The organism is Anaerolineae bacterium (genome assembly GCA_013178015.1).
Lineage (GTDB): Bacteria > Chloroflexota > Anaerolineae > DRVO01 > DRVO01 > Ch71.
This window is the reverse complement of record JABLXR010000031.1, coordinates 27,898-45,235: the sequence shown is the minus strand read 5'-3', so window position 1 is coordinate 45,235 and position 17,338 is coordinate 27,898. Positions and strand designations below refer to the sequence as shown.

Below are 17,338 nucleotides of genomic sequence, written 5' to 3'. Positions count from 1 at the left end.
GGCGGTGCCTCCGCCGTGCCTGCAGGACCGACCAACTGCCGCCGAGGCGGCCCAGAGGACGAGGAGGGCGCAGGCAACTATCAGGACGATGTGCAGGGCGCTCAGGGCCGATGCACGAGAACTCCGGGAGAGCTGTGTGGTCGGCGCAAAGTCCATGACGTCACACCCCCGCCTGCTCGACCGATCTCAGCGGGTGTCCCAGGAGGCCCAGCAGGGGAGCACCGCGACTTGCCTGGCAGCCTGTCTTCCTGAGCTCACGCGTCGCTCGCTCCCGGCAATCCCTGGCCGCCACCACGAGGAAGGCCGGCGCACCGAGGGAAGCAAGCTTCCGGCGCAGGAGCTCAGCGGCGCAGCAATCGCCATCCCTGGCTCTCTTCAGCCACAGCTCGAGCTCCGCCCTCGTGTCGCCATCGGAGACCAGATGTCCGTAAGCGAGCGCCAACGAGGAGCCGCGGAAGCCATGGTCGGCCGGAGAGGTCGGGCTCCACGTATCGGCGTAATCGTCGGCAATCTGCACCAGGACGCCGAGCCATCTGCCGTAGTCACGGAAGTGGCAGGCGAGGGCAGGGTCTACCCCTGCGGCCACGGCTCCGGCCCACGCGGCCCAGCCCAGGAGCGAGCCCGACTTGCCCTGGGCCATGGAGAGCCAGAGGTCCGGGTCAATGTGTGCCTGGCCGCTCGCGACCGCCAGGTCCAGATGCTGCCCCCCGGCAGCTACGAGGCAGGCGCGGGCGAACTCGAGGCCGACAGCGGTAGGGCCAGCCGGGGCTGGCCAGGCCGAGCCCAAGATGAGCGCCTGGGCAGCCATCAGGGCAGCAGAAGCCAGATTCACCGCCTCCGGAAGCCCGTGGGACAGGTCGCCGTCCTCTACATCGTCGAAGAGCTTGGCAGCAAACCGCATGAGCCACCAGGCGGCGCCGGCCGGCGCCGCCTGGACGGGGTCGCCCCCTGCGGCCCAGCAGACGAGAGCTGGCAGGTCTAGTATGCCCTGGTGATGCCGGCTCTGATCCAACCAACTGGCCACCATGTCGCTGATCTGCCGGGCACAGGCTTGCTCGACGCCCGCCTCGCTGAGGCAACCTCCGATCAGGGCACGGGCTCTGGCACGGAAGCCTTCTAGGTGGCCTGCAGACCCCGGGTCCGGCGCGGCAGTCGTGGGAACAGAACCTGCCAGCTCAGGCAAGGCGTGTGATTGGCTCCTCGACGGCCGAACCGGCTTAGAGTTCCCCGGCGCTGGGGTCCGTCTTGCTTGCTGGCGATACGGCCCAGGCCTCCTGAGGGCCCGGACCGGCCTCAGCCATAGGGGACACGGCCCAGGCTTCTTGGGGGCCCGGTCCGGCTTGGGCCATTGGCGACACGGCCCAGGCCTCCTGGGGACCCACAGAGCCCCGGGCTCGCCCGAGGCTTCTGAGCGACTCCTCGAGGGCCAACGCCTCGGTCTCAGTGAGCTGATCAATGGACCTCTTGCCTGAGAGTGCGTCGTGTACAGCGCGGGCCAGATGATTCATACGGACCTCCTGAGCGCTTCCAGAGCGGCGCCGTAACCTTCCGGAGGCAAGGTATGCCGCCCCACTACCTGCCCCGGCGATCAGAGCGCGCCACCGCCGCTTCCGCGGCCGTGCCGGACCCACCAAGCCTGGCTGCCGGATAGGTACCACTTTCGCACTTCCGGCAGATACTAGAGCTGATTTCCATTACACGTCAAATCAAGCAATACCCGGCAATGTCCGAGTTGGCCTCCCCTCGGCCTGGCCTGTCTTTCTGCCCCTGTCCGAGTCCGACAGGGTCCAGCCAGGGACCAGGCGGCCCCGCTGGCGCCCGTGCGGGATGGGTGCTCAGCCGCCCGAGACGCCCTGGCCGTGGCCGTCGTACCCGGATGAGGGGTCAACTGGCACTAGGAGTGCGCAGCTCGACGCCCAGGTCGCGCAGCTCGGCGGCGATGGCGAGCCAGACGTCGCGCTGCTGGCTCACCCGAGTCTGATCCTGGGCGATCACGGCCGCTACGGACTGGTCGTCCAGAAGCCGCCGTCGCAGGGCTCGCCAGGCGCGGCCGCCCTCCGTCCCTACGTCTATGTACACGTCACCAGCTTCCACCCTCCAGCCGGCACGCATCGCCTCTCTGAGGCAGCGTTCCCGCTGGCCGTCCACGCCGAAGCCCGAGGACACCCGAATATACACCAGTGCCCTTGTACCATTCTGAGCGGTCACCGGTACCTCTCCACCTCTGGCCAGATATGGCGGAAGCTGTCGCAGGCCCGGCCCTCCGCCGCCGTGCGAGTCTGGAGGTGGTCGGCTCCCCTCCCTGGCGGCAGTGTCGCCGCGGTCCACGGCAACGGCCTTGCTTCCACCGCAGGTGTATGATACCGGGCTTGAGGCAGGGTTCGTCATGTCGGATCCGGCAAATCTGATTGCCGGATCCGGCAGACTTTTTTGCCGGATCCGGCAACTTGACGCAGTTATGAGGGGGCGGACGCTTCTGGGCAACGCTGGCCAGGCTGTAGGGACGGGCGAGGGGTCACAGCCACAGGGAAAGCCATCGAGAGGTTGGGCGGGCAGAAGAGGCGGATCGCCGTGCCATCCTTCGCCCGATGGGCTCAGGCGAACGAGGCGCAGCTACGCCTGCCTGCCGAAAGCAGTGACAGGGCCGAGCTCCGGTCCTGGATGCCCTCTACCTCAAAGTCGGTCAGGATGAGGTGGCCCTGGCCGCAGCGCACTATTGGTCCCTCGGCCTCCACTCCTGCCACGTCGCCCGGTGCGGCATCCGCCTGCCACGGAAGCTCGGGGGCGGGACGTGAGGACCAGACCCGGACTGTGAGCCCGCCCAGCCGGGTGAAGGCTCCCATATACGGCCTGGTGAAGGCCCGGACGAAGTTGGCTATGGCCGGAGCTGGACGGGTCCAGTCTATGCGAGCATCGTGAGGACGAGGCGCACGGCAGACCGTAGCCTGAGAGTCGTCCTGCTTCTGGCGGCCAGCGGTACCATTCAGCACGGCGGGGAACGCCTCCTTGAAGAGCTCTACCCCCAGGTCCTCCAGCTTTGCCCCCAGCGTGTAACCGGTGTCGGCGGGGTCCACAGGTATCTCTTTGCGGGCGATGATGTCTCCAGTGTCCATCCCCTCATCCAGGTAGTGCATGGTCTGGCCGGATACGGTATCCCCGTTGGCTACCGCCCAGATGTTGGGCGCCTGGCCTCGGTATCGGGGCAGAAGCGAGTTGTGGATGTTGACACAGCCCTGGGGTGGGACGGAAAGGAGCGGGGCCTTGAAGAGCTTGCCGAAGTACATGGAAACGAACAGGTCCGGCCGGAGCGAATGCAGGAGGGCGACGAAGGCACTCGAGTTCACATCCCGCGGCTGGTAGAGGGGAAGGTGCGCATCGTAGAGCACCTCCTTGACGGCGATCTTGATCTCCGGGTGAACGTAATCAGGCCAGGTGACCACCGCCAGCACCTCTGCCTGTGGCTGCTGCAGGAGCCACTGTAAGCAGCGGGCGCCGATGGTGCCGCGGTAAGAGAAGAAGACGATGCGCATCAGGAAGGCCTCCGGGTGTGTTTCTCTCCCTCACGCTGGGGGAGAGCTGGCATGTGAAGGAATGGCTGCGGCTAGAGTGCAGATCCGCTCCCAGGCGTGTTCGAGCAGCATGATGGTGGCCTCGCACATCCAGTTGGCCCCGGTGAGGGAGCCCGTACCAGCGAAGCGATACCGCAGGCAGCCCCCGTGGCACACGGTCAGCCACACGCAGTCGGCGCACCCCTGGGGCAGCGTCTGTCTGGTGCTGGCGAACGCTCGGCGGCGGGAGCTCTTCAGGATCTGGGTCACCGGCTCACGAAGCAGGTTGCCGAGGTAGCGGGGCCGGTCCACGAAGAAGTCGCAAGGATACACGTCACCGTTGTGCTCTACCACGTAGTAGCTGTCGCAACGTGCTGCTAGCTCGCACATCTCGCTGGGGTGCCCGGCGGCGATACCCACCAGATTGTCGAAGAGACGGATGGAGAGCTCCGGGCGGCCGTCCTGATACCAGGCGTCAAATAGGCGGCAGAGGAATTCGCCGTAAGCGGCCGGAGCGAGGGAGTGTGCCGCCAGGGATCCGTCGGGGAGACGGTCCACGGCCGGCACGAACTGGAGGTGCCGCAGGCCTTGGGCGTGGAAGAACGACAGAGTGGTCTCCGCGAGGTGAGCATTGGCGGAGTGCACGACCGCCAGTATGTTTGTCTCCACCCGATACCGCCTCAGGATGGAGATGCCGGCCATGACCCGCTCGTAGGTGGGCGCCCCACCGTGGCCGGGCCTCCAGCGATCGTGCACTTCTGGAGGGCCGTCAAGGCTCACACCAACCAGGAACCGGTAGCGAGCCAGGAATCGGGCCCACTCGGCGTCCAGCGCCACACCGTTCGTCTGCAGCGCGTTGCACACTACCTGACCGGAGGCGCCGTATCGTTCCTGGAAGTTCACTACTTGGCGGAAGAAGTCGAGGCCCGCCAGAGTGGGCTCTCCCCCTTGCCAGCCAAACACGGCGACCGGCCCCGAGAGATGCAGGTGCTGGGCCACGAGGGCAGCCAACGTCTCGCGGGGCATGGTTCCGGCCGGTACGCCTCGATAGGGGTCGCTCGCCCGGTCCCGATAGAAGCAGTATCGACAAGCCAGGTTGCACCGGGCGGACACAGGCTTGACCAGGACGCTAGGCGCTCTGGTCTCGAGAGCCGGGCTACCCGGTGGCTGGTCGCTTGCTGCAGTCACGCTCACACTCCCAGTCTACCGGCAAGCGGCCCCGAGTTCAACGCAGGCTCGGGGGGCTGACTGGTGAGGTAGTTACCGCTTGTTGCGTGGCGCACCCATGGTTACTAGAATGCCCGCCATGCGCCTCTCGATGTTCCTATGCCCGTGCCCATTGGTCTTGCTTTGGGGGCGACCGTGAGGTCTGCCAGTCTTCTCCGTTCGGTGGCCGTGATAGCGGCGTGCCTGGTGCTCATCGGTTGCGGGCAGGTCAGAGTGTCACAGGCGGCCAAGACACCCGAAGCTCGGCGTGGGTCGGCTCCGGTGTGGCCCGAGCACGATCTGGCCTTCTTGGGGGCAGAGATAGATCCTCCCTTGGCGGGGGCAATTGGATATCCCGACGGGGATACTCGCTTCCAACTGCTGGTGGCGCTCGAGAACCGGGGCCGGCAGGCGGAACGGGACGTGATCGTGGAGGCCTGGCTTAGGGCACCGGCCGCGCAAGGCGGCAGAGTGCTCATCAGCGGAAGCACGATTGCCCCTTATCTTGCTCCTGGACAGGCGGAGGTGGTGAGACTGCCGGCTTCGGGAGTGGTCCCGATTCTGCCCTCGTACATCCTGGAGGTCTCAGTGCGTCCTGGGCCACAGGAGACATATCTCGACAACAACAGCGGCGAATACGAGATAGCCATCACACCGCCGGGTTTTCCCCTGGGCTAGGTCTCCCCCTGTAAGGCCCTCGCGCTCGGTGGAGTAGCGGCCCTTGGCCTCGTCTCAGCTGTCACGCACGTTGCTACGCTCCCTCAGCCTGATCGCGCTGGGGGCGTTCCTGGGCCTCCTCTTGGCACAGGGGCTCACGGATGCCCGCCCCGCCGTTGCGCCTGCCGAGAGTGCAGAGAGCCAGCCGATACTCGATCTGGTGGCCCGTCTGGAGGAAGAGCAGGCGGTGCTACGCCAGGGAGTGGAAACGAGGCGCAGGGCCCTGGCGCGGGCGGCCATGAGTCCCGAGGGTGGCGCGATGCTGGACCAACTGGAGCGGGAGCTGCTCTGGGAGCGCCAACTGGCGGGGCTTACTGAGATAGAGGGCCCCGGGTTGGAGATTGTGCTGGCCGACGGTGGCAGACCGGCGCATGCGGGTGAGGAGCCTGAAACCTTCATCGTGCACGACTACGATCTCCGGGACCTGATCAACGCCCTCTGGTCTGCCGGGGCCGAGGCGGTGTGCGTGGGCGAGGAGCGGATTGCCTTCGGCACCTATGTGTACTGCGTGGGCAGTACGATTGTGGTGGGGGAGAAGCGCGTCACCCCGCCGCTGACCATCAGGGCGGTGGGCGATGCGGAGGCCTTGGAGCGGATGCTGAACGTTGACCCCGAGCTGTCGTCGCTGCGCCAGCGGGTGGCGAGCCGTGCGGTGCGCATGGCAGTGCACCAGCGGGATATGGTCTGGTGTCCCGCCTATGTGGGGGCGATATCGGTGCGGTTCGCCCGGATCGGGGAGTAGGGACATGAGGGCTACGCGATTCCACCTGATCCTCCTCATGTGCTCAGTCGTGGGACTGGTGGCGATTGCCGGCGGCTGGGGGCGCGACGGGTCGATGGCGAGGCCGGTGTCACTGGAGGAGGAGGTAGAGCTAGCGGGTGCATTGGTGTCGGCCAACCAGGCGTTGAGGGAAGAGATCGAGAGACTGGACCGAGAGCTCGCCGCCCTGACGGAGCCTTCGGGCGGTGGCCGACTGGAGGACATGACCGCCAGCCTGAACCAGCTCAGAATCGTCAACGGGGCCGTGGCTGTGGTGGGGCCCGGCATCGAGATGGCTGTGAGCGGCTCCGTTACCGCCGCCGGAGTGCGGGACCTGGTGAACGAGTTGAAGAGCGCCGGGGCTGAGGCTATCGCCGTGAATGGCAGGAGAGTGACCGCCTGGTCATCATTCTATGAGGGGCCGCAGGGGACGATCATGGATGGCCACCCTTTGGGCAGCCAGGTGACAATCCAGGCCATAGGTGATCCTGTTGCCCTACGTGAGGTCGCCAAACGGCGAGGCGGGTTTGCCGCCGCCCTCCAGGCTGATGGGGCCCAACTGGACATAAGGCTCCGAACGGGCCAGTCGGAGTTGTGTCTGCCCGTCAGTCTGGAGAGGCGGGGCTTCCAGCACGGGCGGCTGCCGCAGGGTGGCGGTTTGGACGCGCGTTGACGAATGAGCGGGTTCGCCCTATACTCTCCCGCGCACTAGCTGCAGCGTCGCATACTCGTGCTGTATCATCGCAAGGAGCATTGCCATGAAGCCTAAGGTTTTCGTCTCGCGTCGCATCCCCGATCGGGGACTCAATCTGGTGCTTGAGTTCGCCGACGCCGAGGTTTGGGAGGAGGAGCTCCCGCCTCCGAGGGATGTGCTTCTAGAGAAAGTGCGGGACTGTGAGGGTCTGTTGTCGTTGCTGACCGACACAGTAGATGCCGAGTTGCTGGATCGGGCTCCCAAGTTGAGGGTTGTAGCCAACTACGCCGTTGGTTTTGACAACATTGACGTGGCTGCCTGCACTGAGCGGGGCGTCGCCGTAGGCAACACTCCGGGCGTGCTCACCGACACGACGGCAGACTTCGCCTTTGCTCTCCTCATGTCGGCGGCTCGGCGGGTGGTCGAGGGAATGGACTACGTCCGGGCGGGGCGATGGAAGACCTGGGGGCCCATGCTCCTTCTCGGGCGTGACGTACATGGGGCTACCCTGAGCCTGCTGGGCCTGGGCCGGATCGGGTCGGCCATGGCCCAGCGGGCCAAGGGATTCAACATGCGCGTTCTGTACTACGATCCCTTCCGCCGGGAGGATCTGGAGAAGGAGCTGAACCTAGAGTACGTGGACCTGGATACCCTCTTCCGTGAAGCCGACTTTCTCAGTGTCCACACGCCGCTCACCCCTGAGACTGAAGGGATGGTGAACGCGGAGCGGTTCAGGCAGATGAAGAAGACGGCCATTCTGGTGAACAGCGCCCGGGGGCCCATCGTAAACACCGAGGATATGTATCACGCCCTGCGCGATGGCGAGATCGCGTATGCGGCAGTGGACGTCACGGATCCGGAGCCCATCCCGGCGGACCATCCCATACTCAAGCTCAGCAACTTCATCGTATGTCCGCACATCGCCAGCGCCTCCATAGAGACGCGGGGCAAGATGGCGGAGATCGCGGCGAACAACTTGATCGCCGGGCTAAAGGGAGAGCCCCTGCCGGCTCAGGTCAACCCGGGCGTGGTGCCCAAGCGCATCAAGTAGCGCGACATTCCTGGCGCCGTGGACAGAGCCGGGTCACCTAGACCCGGCTCTCTGGCGTCCTAGGCGAGTAGTGGTCGAGGCCTCGGGCGCGGGCGTAGGCGCACAGGTCGCGCAGGACGCAGCGATGGCACAGCGGTGTGCCGGCGCGGCATATCAGGCGCCCGTGGCGGATGAGGTTGATATGTAGCGGGTAGATCAGCTCTGCGGGCACGCGCGCGGTGAGGATGGCGTGAGCTGCGTCAGCGCCGGTGCCTGGTGGGATCAGCCCCAACCGGTCGCTGACGCGCCGGACGTGGGTATCCACGGGCATGACCGGCTTCTGGCAGGAGAAGAGGAGAACACATGCTGCCGTCTTCGGCCCCACGCCGGGGAGCGCTCGCAGCCACCGATCCGCCTCGGGAGTGGGCATGCTGCAAACAAAGGACAGGTCATAGGCGCCAGCTCGGCTCCTGATCTCCTCAAGGGCCCTCTGGATTCTGGGGGCTTTGAGATCGGCCAAGCCGCCCGGCCGGATCGTGTCGGCGAGGGCAGCGGTGTCGGCCCGAGCGACGTCCTCCCATGACCGATACTGCGTTCTCATCCGTCGGAAGGCCCGATCTCTATTGGTGTCGTTGGTGTTCTGAGACAAGATGGTGCGGACGAGTTCCTCCGTAGGCTCGGAGGGTTCCCGGTTGACGGGCACACCGTACTCGTCGGCGAGCCTCCGGTGGATCGTCTCGATCGAGAGTGTCGCTGCAGGCCTGTCTTGCAGCTCGGAGCCGTCTGAGGCCATGTCATCACCGGATCGGGGCGTAAGGTCGGGCGTGGCCGCACTGTTAACGTGGAGGAAGCGGGCGGCTATGTCGCCAATGCACGGCGAGGCCTGGCAAGCACCCTCTGAGGAATCTTGACACTCCTGCCGGCGCAGCCTAGAGTGAGCGCACGTCCGGGCCGATGGTATATGGCACGACGACGGGGAGGCAAATCAGCCTTCCCGGACTGGGAGCAGGATTATGGTCAAGATCGGTATCATCGGTTGTGGCGGCATGGGCAGGTATCACTCGCGATCACTGCGGGAGATAGAAGGGGTAGGCATCGTCGCCGCCTCGGATGCGGATGAGGAGGTACTGGAGGCCTACGCCCGCGAGTTCGAGCCTGAGCGAACCTACACTGACTTCCGCCATCTGGTGCGCGATCCAAGTGTGGATGCGGTACTAGTCTGCCTGCCGACCTTCTTGCACCCACTGGCAGTGCTGGCGGCTGCCGAGGCGGGAAAACACGTGTTCTGCGAGAAGCCGATCGCTCTGAAGGAAGCTGACGCCGAGGCCATGATCCAGGCCTGCGAGCGAGCTGGGGTGCACCTGATGGTCGGCTTCGTGCGTCGGTTCGATAACGACTGGGGCGCGTTCAAGCGCTTGGTGGAGGCGGGCGCGATCGGTCGGCCGATAGTCTGGCGACACTTTGCGGCCAGTGGCGGTCCGCGCAGCCCTTGGTATCTGGACCGGGACAAGGGCGGCGGCCCCATTGTGGATGGCGCCATCCACGATGTTGACTTCGCCAACTGGCTGTTCGGCGACATGGCCTGGTCCCAGGGGGCGGTACGGCGGTTCAAGTCCACGGCGTGGGACACGGCCACAGTGAGCATAGGCTACGAAGGCGGCGACGAGCTAGTGTTGAGCTGGACCTGGGGGCTGCCTTCTGGGGCCTCCGGCCTGACCGGGCAGGACGCCATCGGCCCCGGCGGCTCTATCCTCTTTCCCGGTTCTGTGCCTCGGGACCGGGTACCGGCTGACCTGTCCTCCGATGGGGTGGGGATGTACCTGCTGGACACGGGGGAAGTGCAGCGGCCGGAGGTCTTCCGCAAGAACAACATGTTCCTGGACGAGATGCGCCACTTTGTGCACTGCTGCGCCACCGGCACCCGCCCGGCCGTCACGGGGGAGGACGGCCTGAGGGCCCTTCGGGTCGTAGTTCGTGCGCTGCAGAGCGCGCAAGAGGCGTAGCGCGCGGAGGTTGTGCATGCGTAGGCCGTTGGTGATCGCTGCCACACTGAGCCTTCTGCTGTTGAGTCTTGCTTGCGCTCCCTCCCTGGGCGTACTGCAGCAAGCGACGCCCACCCTGCCTCGGATCGAGAGGGCAACGCTGGAGGCGCGTCCCGTCATCACAGTGCCAACGCCTACGCCCCGGCCTGCCCTCACTCCGGTGTCCGAGGATGTGCTTAGCTACGTGGAAGCTCGCGATCTGGCGCTGGCGAGCATCTACGAGAGGTTCAGCGGCTCCGTGGTCCACATCTACGTCACCGGGGCTGGCCTAGCTGGCATCACTGGTACCGGTTCCGGCTGGGTCTGGGACCGGAACGGCTTCATCGTGACCAACAACCACGTGGTGGAAGGAGCTTCTCGGGTGACGGTGGTGTTCTCCGACGAGCGCCAGTTCGAGGCCACCATCGTCGGAACCGATCGGGACAGCGACCTAGCCGTGATCCAGGTCGGAGCCGATCCGGAGCTTCTAGTGCCGCTGGAGCTGGGGGATTCGGAGCTGGTCCAGGTGGGTCAAACGGCGGTCGCCATCGGGAACCCCTTCCGCTTTGAGGGTACCATGACTGCGGGTATCGTGAGCGCGCTTGGCCGGGTGAGCATGCAGGCGAGCGGTTTCTCCCTACCTGACCTGATCCAGACCGATGCCTCCATCAACCCGGGCAACTCCGGAGGACCGCTGTTCGACATACGCGGTCGAGTGATTGGGGTGAACACCATGATCTACTCCCAGACGGGTGAGTTCAGCGGCATCGGCTTTGCCGTGCCCGTCAACACTGTGAAGAGGGTGGTGCCCGCCCTCATCACGGATGGGCGGTACTTGCACCCGCACTTGGGGATCAGAGGGTGGACCATCACCGATGCTTTGGCGAATGTCGGGAACCTGCCTGTGAGCCGGGGTGCTCTCATCGGCGAGGTAACATCGGGAGGCCCGGCCGAGGAAGCTGGCCTCCGAGGAGGCAACCGCTCGCTCAACGTGCCGGGCTACGACGACGTAGTGGTGGTGGGTGGGGACATCATCATCGCCTTGGATGGCCAGAGTATCACGGGCATGAACGACTTAATCAGCCGGCTGGAGAAATACTCCGTGGGCGACGTAGTAGTTCTGACCATCGTGCGCGGTGATGAGACACTGGACGTGCCGGTGGAGCTGGGGGCCAGGCCGACCGAGAGCGGGCGCATGTTTGGCTTCCGGTCGCCGTAGGCCGTAGGGAGCAGGATATGGGACTGTGGCTGGTCATCGCGCTGGCCCGCCTGGTGGTGGTGGGCATAGTTGCTGCCATCGGCGTGTACCTCTCGGCTTCTCTCTTTCAGGCTCTGACGCCGCGCGTAGACGTCTGGGACGAGATTGCCCGGGGCAATGCGGCCGTGGGTGCGGTTCTGGCTGGAGTGATCTTCGGAGTAGCGCTAGTGATCTACCCGGTGGTCTCGGTGCCCTTGGAGGGTCTGGATCTGGGGCCGGGGGAGGCGGCAGTGGTCCTCCTGATCGAGGGCCTGCGCCTGCTGTTCGGGGTAGGCGTGGGAGCGCTGGCGGTGATTCTTTCGGCCGGGCTATACAACCTGATGACCGGCCCCATTGACGAGAAGCTCGAGCTGCAGCGTGGGAACGTGGCGGTCGGGCTGGTGGAGGCCGGCATGGTGGTAGGGACAGCGCTCCTGCTGAGCGCCCCCGCTGCTTCTCTGGTTCGATCGGTGCTGCAAGCACTGGTGGGCTAGCCGGAGGGGGGCTCGGTGACGATGAGCGATGGTGTCCTGGGTGTCGTGCTGGCCGGAGGCGAGGGTAGGCGGATGTGGCCCTTCGCCACCGTGCGCCCCAAGGCGTCTCTGCCTGTGGCGAACCGGGCGCTGGTTCGCCTGCTGGCCGAACGCCTGCGCCTTGCCGGCGTCAGCCGCCTGGTCGTGGTAGTAGATGCCAGGGGCGGCCCGGTGCGGGCAGCACTGCTGGACCTGGACGGAGTCCGCGTGCTGGAGGCCCAGGTGCGCGGCTCGGCCCAGGCCCTACTGGCAGCCTGGAGTGAGGCCCACGATTCGCCCGCGCTGGTAGTTCCGGGAGACGTCCTGGTGTCGGTGGGCGACCTGGAGCAGATGCGCCGGGCGGCGGAGGCGCTGGATGGCGAGGCATCGGTGCTCGTGGCGCCCATGGGGGGCGAGGACCCCAATCGCTGTCTTTGCGTGCGGACCGAGGGCGATGCGCTCGTCGAGGTGATTGGCCACCCGCGGGAGGCGAGCGAACGCTGGACCGGGGTTTGTGTCTTGTCGCCCGCCTTTCGACGCTACCTCGAGGCGAACCCGGGGCTGTTGGAGAACGTGCCGGTGGGGGGAATGCCGGCGCTGGAGCCTGACTTGGCCGCCTCGATGGCGCTCGGCCTTCAGCACGGGGCGACCGTGCGCGCCATTCGCTCCGAAGGGGCCTTCGTGGACCTGGACAAACCCTGGCACATACTCCAAGCTAACCACTATGAGGCCGAGCAGCTCTTCTCCGAACTCAAGTCGCATCGCGTTGCCTCATCGGCGTGGGTCTCGGAAGCGGCCGACATCGAAGGGAGACTGATGGTGGCCGAGGGGGCAGTGGTGGGCCCCCGGGTGCGCATTCGGGGCGACGTTAGCGTTGGCGCCGGAGCAGTAGTGGACAACGGTGCCATCCTTCAGGGCCAGGTGATCGTGGGGGCGGGAGCGCGGGTGCGTGACTACTGCCAGCTTTCTGATGCGGTGGTGGGGCCGAACTGCGTCGTGGGCCATGGAGCCGAGTTCAGCGGGGTCATGTTTGCCGGAACCTACCTCTATCACTACTGCGAGGTGGTTGGGGTCCTCGGGGCCAGCGTAGACATCGGGGCTGCTACCGTGTGCGGCACCCTGCGCTTCGATGACGCGGAGAAGCTGCACCAGGTGGGCGGAGCCTGGGAGCGCCCACCGGTGGGAGCCAACGCCTCCTACATAGGCGATTACTCTCGCACTGGAGTGAATGCCATCCTCATGCCCGGGGTCAAGGTGGGAGCGTACTCCTGCGTCGGGCCGGGGGTGGTTCTCTACGAAGACGTGCCGGACCGCACCCTGACGCTAGTGAAGCAGGAGCTGACCGTCAGGCCATGGGGCCCGGAGCAGTACGGCTGGTAGCCGGCCACCGGAACGCATGCCGTCGGCGACGAGCCGACAGGTGGGGAGGAACGATGATACCTTGCCTCAACAATGCCACCATCGGAGCCGCCAGCTTCGACGCTTTCCTGCAGGCAGCCAGCAGAGCCGGATTCGGCGCCATCGAGGTGGGGCTGGGGAACCTGGAAGGGTACATCGGCGCAAGATCGGTCGAGACCCTGGTGCAGGACCTTCGGGACCGCGGGCTAAGGCTGGGCTCCGGAGGAATCCCGGTCAATTGGCAGGGAACGGAGGAGCAGTTCAGGGCTGACATGGACGCCTTGCCAGGGCGCCTGGAGCTGTGCCGACGGGTAGGGCTGGACCGGCTCTGCACATGGGTGCCTCCCCGGTGGGGCCTTCGGTACTCCGAGGCGTTTGCCTTTTGTCGAGACCGACTCGGGGCGGTGGCCGACACCCTGGCAGAAAGCGGCATCCGTTTTGGCTTGGAGTTCGTGGGCCCGCAGGGCAACTTCCTGGATCGTCCGTACAAGTTCATAGCCACGCTGCCGGAGATGATGCACTTCATAGAGAAGCTGGGTCGGGACAACCTGGGCCTGCTTCTGGATTCCTATCACCTCTACGTGGGTGAAGCGACGCTGACGGAGCTGGCCTCGCTGCCGGAGAGCCGGATCGTGCAGTTCCACATCAACGATGCCTATCCTGGGGTACCCCGGGCTCAGCTCGAGGACCTGAAGCGGCTGCTGCCCGGCCAGGGTTCCATCCCGCTGGTTCCCATGCTGCGGGCGCTGCAGGCTACCGGGTATGACTGGACGGTCTCCATCGAGACCTTTAGCGACGAGGTGAAGGCGCTGGGCCCGGTGAAGGCGGCAGAGACGGCCAAGGCCGCCCTGGACTCACTCCTTGCCGTGCTCTAGGCCATCGCGGGGGGGCAGGCCCGCGGGGTCGCGATGAAGCGCTGCATCTTGATGGTTCTGGATAGCGTGGGCGTGGGCGCCCTCCCCGACGCGTCTGCCTACGGAGATGAGGGCTCGGACACTCTGGGCAACATCGCGCGCTATCTCGGGGGGCTGGCTCTGCCCAGCCTGGAGGCGCTCGGGCTCGGGTGTCTACATCCGGTCGAGGGGGTGGCCTGCCCTGAGCAGCCGAGCGGCTGCTACGGCAAGATGGCGGAGGCTAGCGCGGGGAAGGACTCCATAGTGGGTCACTGGGAGCTGGCCGGGCTCATCACCGAACGGCCGTTCCCTACCTACCCCGACGGTTTCCCTAGGGACCTCATCGCCGAGTTCGCGGGTCGCATCGGGAGGGGAGTCCTGGGGAACAAGGTGGCATCGGGTACCGAGATCATCCAGGAGTTGGGCGCTGAGCACCTTGGGACGGGCTCTCCCATCGTATACACCAGCGCCGATAGCGTGTTCCAGGTCGCCGCTCACGAGGAGGTCATCCCGATCGAGGAGCTATACCGCATCTGTCGGGTGGCGCGGGAGCTGCTCCGCGGGGAGCACGGGGTGGCGCGGGTCATCGCCCGCCCTTTCGTGGGGGAGCCGGGGCACTTCACCCGCACCGAGAGGCGGAAGGACTTCGGGCTGGAGCCTCCCGCCGACACCGTTCTGGATGCCGCGTACCGGGCCGGCCTCCCGACTGTAGCTGTGGGAAAGGTGGGCGACTTGTTCGCCCACCGATCGCTGACCGAAGACGTCAAGACTTCGGGCAACCTGGACAGCTTGCGTCAGTTGCTTCAGTGCGTGCGGTCCACTCCTCGAGGGCTGATCTTCGGCAACTTGGTGGACTTCGACATGCTCTACGGGCACCGGAATGACGTCGAGGGCTTCGCCCAGGCGCTAGTAGAGTTCGATACCTTCTTGCCCTCGCTGTTGGAGGAGATCGGGCCGGAGGATGTCCTGTTCATCAGTGCCGACCACGGCTGCGACCCTACTACCGCTAGTACCGATCACTCCCGCGAGTACGTGCCGGTGCTCTGCTTTGGAAAAGGCCTCCGGGAGGGCGTAGATGTCGGGGTGAGGCGGACGTTCGCCGATTTGGGAGCTACGGCGGCAGAGCTGCTGGGCCTGGGCTTCCGAGGCGCAGGCACTAGCTTCGCCGATCGAATCCTACTGTGACACGCGGGGAGGCGGACACACTGGGACTGGCCGAGGCGCAGGGCGGAGGGCGATTCGCCGAGCTCGAAAGACTGGCTCGGTACTACGATCTGCGACATGGTGCCTACGTCGAGGACCTGGCCTTCTATCGCGACCTGGCCCGAGGTAGCCACCTAGTGCTGGAGCTCGGGTGTGGTACCGGCCGGCTGCTGATGCCGCTGGCGGACGAGGGCGTCGCCGTCCTGGGCGTGGAGAGTTCGCCCGCCATGCTGTGCCGGGCGCGGTCGAGGCTAGAAGGCCAGGAAGCAGCGGATAGGGTGCAGCTGGTGCGGGCCGACCTGCGCCGGCCGGTGTGTCGGGGCGCGTCGCTGGCCCTGTTGGCGCTCAATACCTTCAACCACTTCGGTCACCGAGAAGAGCAAGTGCAGGTTCTGGAGGCGGCTCGGTTCAGTCTGAGCTCCGGGGGCCGCCTGGTGCTGGACCTGCCTAACCCCCACCTCGAGCTGGAGAGGGGAGTGCAGGGAGCCTGTGTGCTGGAGCAGGTGACGGACACAGACGAGGGAGTCCTGTACGAGTGGTCGGTAACCGAGGTGGACCGGGCGGCTCAACGGATGCGCCTAAGGTGCGTGTACGACTTGGCGCGGCCGGACAGGATCATCCGCGAGACCTGTCTGGCGGAGCTGTACCTGTTCTATCGTCCCGAGCTAGAGCTGCTTCTGGAGAGGACGGCGTTTGCGGTGGAGGGGGTCTTCGGAGACTACGATGGCTCGGATTACGAAGAGGGCTCGCCCAGGATGCTGGCGGTTGCCCGAGCGGTGTGATGAACGCCCGCGGAAGGTTGCCGGTGGGGAGGATCGGTAGATGGCCTTGATCGAAGGGGTGGTGACGCGCCCGCTGCGCCTGATTCCGGACGAGCGTGGCTATCTCATGGAGATGCTCAGGAGCGATTGGCCAGAGTTCGACCGCTTCGGCCAGGTATACGTGACTGCCGTGTACCCGGGTGTGGTCAAGGGGTGGCATTACCACCGCAAGCAGGACGATCACTTCATCTGCGTGAGCGGGATGGCCAAGGTGGTGCTCTATGATGCCCGAGAGGGGTCGCCCACGCAGGGCACCATCAACGAGTTCTTCATCGGCGAGCGCAACCCCATGCTGGTGAAGATACCGAGGGGCGTCTACCATGGCTTCAAGGGTATCGGAGAGAGCCTCACGCTCATCGTGAACGTCCCTACCGAGCTGTACAATTACGATGATCCTGACGAGTATCGGCTGCCGGCCCATACCTCTGAGATACCTTACGACTGGGCCCGGAAGGACGGCTAGGCCGGTTCCGCTGGAGGCGAGGGTGCCGTACGAGTACTTGCTCTACGAGAAGAGGGACCACGTCGGTTACGTAACCATCAATAGACCGGAGGTGATGAACGCGCTACACCCACCGGCCCGCTCTGAGCTAGCGCAGGTCTTCGAGGACATTGTCACCGACGATGGAGTCTGGGTGGTCATCCTCACGGGGGCGGGGGAGCGGGCCTTTTCCGCCGGCGCCGACCTGAAGTACCGAGTCTCGCAGTCAGAAGAAGCCGTGCTAAGGGGGCCGGCAGTGGTGGGGACGGCAGCCCTGGACGGTTGCTGGAAACCCATCATTGCGGCGATCAACGGCTACGCTGTCGGAGGCGGACTGGAGCTGGCTCTGGCATGTGACATACTGGTGGCGGCCGATCACGCCCAGTTCGGCCTTCCCGAGCCCCGACGCGGCCTCCTTGCGGATGAGGGTGGGGTGGTGAAGCTGGTGCGGCGCATTCCCTATCATCTGGCGATGGGGATGTTGCTGACCGGCCGGTTTGTGAGTGCCGCCGAGGCCCTGCGCATGGGGTTGGTGAATGAAGTGGTGCCGGGCCCGGAGCTGATGCCGGCGGCAGAGCGCTGGGCGGCGGAGGTGCTGCAGTGCTCCCCCCTCGCCGTCCAGGCTGCCAAGCAAGCGGCGGTGACTCTGCTGGACCTGGCTCCGGAAGCGGCTGCCAGTCGGATTGAGAGCTTGGAGGCAGTGCGTCGGTTGCGGCAGTCGCAGGACTACATCGAGGGACCGCGGGCCTTCGCCGAGAAGCGCCGGCCGACCTGGCTGGGGCGATAGCGAAGGGCCAGCGCTGGAAGGGGAGGGAAA

At 65.8% G+C, this 17,338-nt stretch carries 18 protein-coding genes; 13 read left to right on the top strand and 5 right to left on the bottom strand.

Annotated features, from left to right (window positions below; all coding sequences use genetic code 11):
* Window positions 1–160: 160 nt before the first annotated feature.
* The 4 genes from HPY83_12960 to HPY83_12945 all read right to left on the bottom strand — a co-directional run bounded on the left by HPY83_12960 (window position 161) and on the right by HPY83_12945 (window position 4,736).
* Window positions 161–1,183, bottom strand: coding sequence for a hypothetical protein (locus HPY83_12960; GenBank protein NPV08856.1), 1,023 nt, complete (start codon window positions 1,181–1,183; stop codon window positions 161–163).
* Window positions 1,184–1,884: 701 nt separating this feature from the next.
* Entirely contained in the window at window positions 1,885–2,208 is a 324-nt protein-coding gene (locus HPY83_12955) for a recombinase family protein (GenBank protein ID NPV08855.1), read from the bottom strand.
* Window positions 2,209–2,594: 386 nt separating this feature from the next.
* A complete protein-coding gene (locus HPY83_12950; protein ID NPV08854.1) occupies window positions 2,595–3,530 on the bottom strand; it encodes a methionyl-tRNA formyltransferase in 936 nt (311 codons plus the stop codon).
* 30 nt (window positions 3,531–3,560) lie between these two features.
* Window positions 3,561–4,736, bottom strand: a complete 1,176-nt coding sequence (locus HPY83_12945) for an anaerobic sulfatase maturase (GenBank protein ID NPV08853.1) — start codon at window positions 4,734–4,736, stop codon at window positions 3,561–3,563.
* Between the two features lie 174 nt (window positions 4,737–4,910).
* Between HPY83_12945 and HPY83_12940 the strand changes: the two genes are divergently transcribed.
* From HPY83_12940 to HPY83_12925, 4 genes are all read left to right on the top strand, one after another.
* The gene (locus HPY83_12940) at window positions 4,911–5,432 is read left to right on the top strand and encodes a hypothetical protein (GenBank protein ID NPV08852.1); all 522 of its coding nucleotides are present in this window, start codon (window positions 4,911–4,913) and stop codon (window positions 5,430–5,432) included.
* Window positions 5,433–5,475: 43 nt separating this feature from the next.
* Window positions 5,476–6,213, top strand: a complete 738-nt coding sequence (locus HPY83_12935; GenBank protein NPV08851.1) for a DUF881 domain-containing protein — start codon at window positions 5,476–5,478, stop codon at window positions 6,211–6,213.
* Window positions 6,214–6,217: 4 nt separating this feature from the next.
* Window positions 6,218–6,904, top strand: coding sequence for a DUF881 domain-containing protein (locus HPY83_12930; GenBank protein ID NPV08850.1), 687 nt, complete (start codon window positions 6,218–6,220; stop codon window positions 6,902–6,904).
* Window positions 6,905–6,989: 85 nt separating this feature from the next.
* The gene (locus HPY83_12925) at window positions 6,990–7,976 is read left to right on the top strand and encodes a D-glycerate dehydrogenase (GenBank protein NPV08849.1); all 987 of its coding nucleotides are present in this window, start codon (window positions 6,990–6,992) and stop codon (window positions 7,974–7,976) included.
* A gap of 37 nt (window positions 7,977–8,013) precedes the next feature.
* On the opposite strand, the gene HPY83_12920 is transcribed toward HPY83_12925, so the two are convergent.
* Window positions 8,014–8,748, bottom strand: coding sequence for an endonuclease III (locus HPY83_12920; GenBank protein NPV08848.1), 735 nt, complete (start codon window positions 8,746–8,748; stop codon window positions 8,014–8,016).
* Between the two features lie 220 nt (window positions 8,749–8,968).
* On the opposite strand from HPY83_12920, the gene HPY83_12915 reads away from it, so the two are divergent.
* From HPY83_12915 to HPY83_12875, 9 genes are read left to right on the top strand one after another with little or no spacing between them, the layout of a single operon-like run.
* Complete coding sequence (locus HPY83_12915) at window positions 8,969–9,958, top strand: Gfo/Idh/MocA family oxidoreductase (protein NPV08847.1); 990 nt, start codon at window positions 8,969–8,971, stop codon at window positions 9,956–9,958.
* A gap of 16 nt (window positions 9,959–9,974) precedes the next feature.
* Complete coding sequence (locus HPY83_12910) at window positions 9,975–11,195, top strand: PDZ domain-containing protein (GenBank protein NPV08846.1); 1,221 nt, start codon at window positions 9,975–9,977, stop codon at window positions 11,193–11,195.
* Between the two features lie 17 nt (window positions 11,196–11,212).
* Window positions 11,213–11,707 carry a DUF350 domain-containing protein gene (locus HPY83_12905; protein NPV08845.1) on the top strand — a complete coding sequence of 165 codons (495 nt, stop codon included), beginning with the start codon at window positions 11,213–11,215 and terminating at the stop codon, window positions 11,705–11,707.
* Window positions 11,708–11,722: 15 nt separating this feature from the next.
* Window positions 11,723–13,105, top strand: coding sequence for an NTP transferase domain-containing protein (locus HPY83_12900; protein ID NPV08844.1), 1,383 nt, complete (start codon window positions 11,723–11,725; stop codon window positions 13,103–13,105).
* Between the two features lie 53 nt (window positions 13,106–13,158).
* Complete coding sequence (locus HPY83_12895) at window positions 13,159–13,998, top strand: sugar phosphate isomerase/epimerase (GenBank protein ID NPV08843.1); 840 nt, start codon at window positions 13,159–13,161, stop codon at window positions 13,996–13,998.
* A gap of 33 nt (window positions 13,999–14,031) precedes the next feature.
* Window positions 14,032–15,201, top strand: coding sequence for a phosphopentomutase (locus HPY83_12890; GenBank protein ID NPV08842.1), 1,170 nt, complete (start codon window positions 14,032–14,034; stop codon window positions 15,199–15,201).
* Window positions 15,198–16,001, top strand: a complete 804-nt coding sequence (locus tag HPY83_12885; protein ID NPV08841.1) for a class I SAM-dependent methyltransferase — start codon at window positions 15,198–15,200, stop codon at window positions 15,999–16,001. The genes HPY83_12890 and HPY83_12885 overlap by 4 nt, the downstream gene beginning before the upstream one ends.
* 40 nt (window positions 16,002–16,041) lie before the next feature.
* On the top strand, window positions 16,042–16,503 hold the full coding sequence (locus tag HPY83_12880) for a dTDP-4-dehydrorhamnose 3,5-epimerase family protein (protein NPV08840.1): 462 nt from the start codon (window positions 16,042–16,044) through the stop codon (window positions 16,501–16,503).
* A gap of 22 nt (window positions 16,504–16,525) precedes the next feature.
* Window positions 16,526–17,308: an enoyl-CoA hydratase gene (locus tag HPY83_12875; protein NPV08839.1), complete on the top strand. Its 783-nt coding sequence runs from the start codon at window positions 16,526–16,528 to the stop codon at window positions 17,306–17,308.
* Window positions 17,309–17,338: the final 30 nt, after the last annotated feature.

What these genes read in the sequence shown, in the direction of transcription:
- HPY83_12950 (NPV08854.1), bottom strand. Translation starts at nt 3,530, where the DNA reads ATGCGCATCGTCTTCTTCTCTTACCGCGGCACCATCGGCGCCCGCTGC.
- HPY83_12925 (NPV08849.1), top strand. Translation starts at nt 6,990, where the DNA reads ATGAAGCCTAAGGTTTTCGTCTCGCGTCGCATCCCCGATCGGGGACTC.
- HPY83_12930 (NPV08850.1), top strand. Translation starts at nt 6,218, where the DNA reads ATGAGGGCTACGCGATTCCACCTGATCCTCCTCATGTGCTCAGTCGTG.
- HPY83_12920 (NPV08848.1), bottom strand. Translation starts at nt 8,748, where the DNA reads ATGGCCTCAGACGGCTCCGAGCTGCAAGACAGGCCTGCAGCGACACTC.
- HPY83_12890 (NPV08842.1), top strand. Translation starts at nt 14,032, where the DNA reads ATGAAGCGCTGCATCTTGATGGTTCTGGATAGCGTGGGCGTGGGCGCC.
- HPY83_12910 (NPV08846.1), top strand. Translation starts at nt 9,975, where the DNA reads ATGCGTAGGCCGTTGGTGATCGCTGCCACACTGAGCCTTCTGCTGTTG.
- HPY83_12905 (NPV08845.1), top strand. Translation starts at nt 11,213, where the DNA reads ATGGGACTGTGGCTGGTCATCGCGCTGGCCCGCCTGGTGGTGGTGGGC.
- HPY83_12895 (NPV08843.1), top strand. Translation starts at nt 13,159, where the DNA reads ATGATACCTTGCCTCAACAATGCCACCATCGGAGCCGCCAGCTTCGAC.
- HPY83_12915 (NPV08847.1), top strand. Translation starts at nt 8,969, where the DNA reads ATGGTCAAGATCGGTATCATCGGTTGTGGCGGCATGGGCAGGTATCAC.
- HPY83_12880 (NPV08840.1), top strand. Translation starts at nt 16,042, where the DNA reads ATGGCCTTGATCGAAGGGGTGGTGACGCGCCCGCTGCGCCTGATTCCG.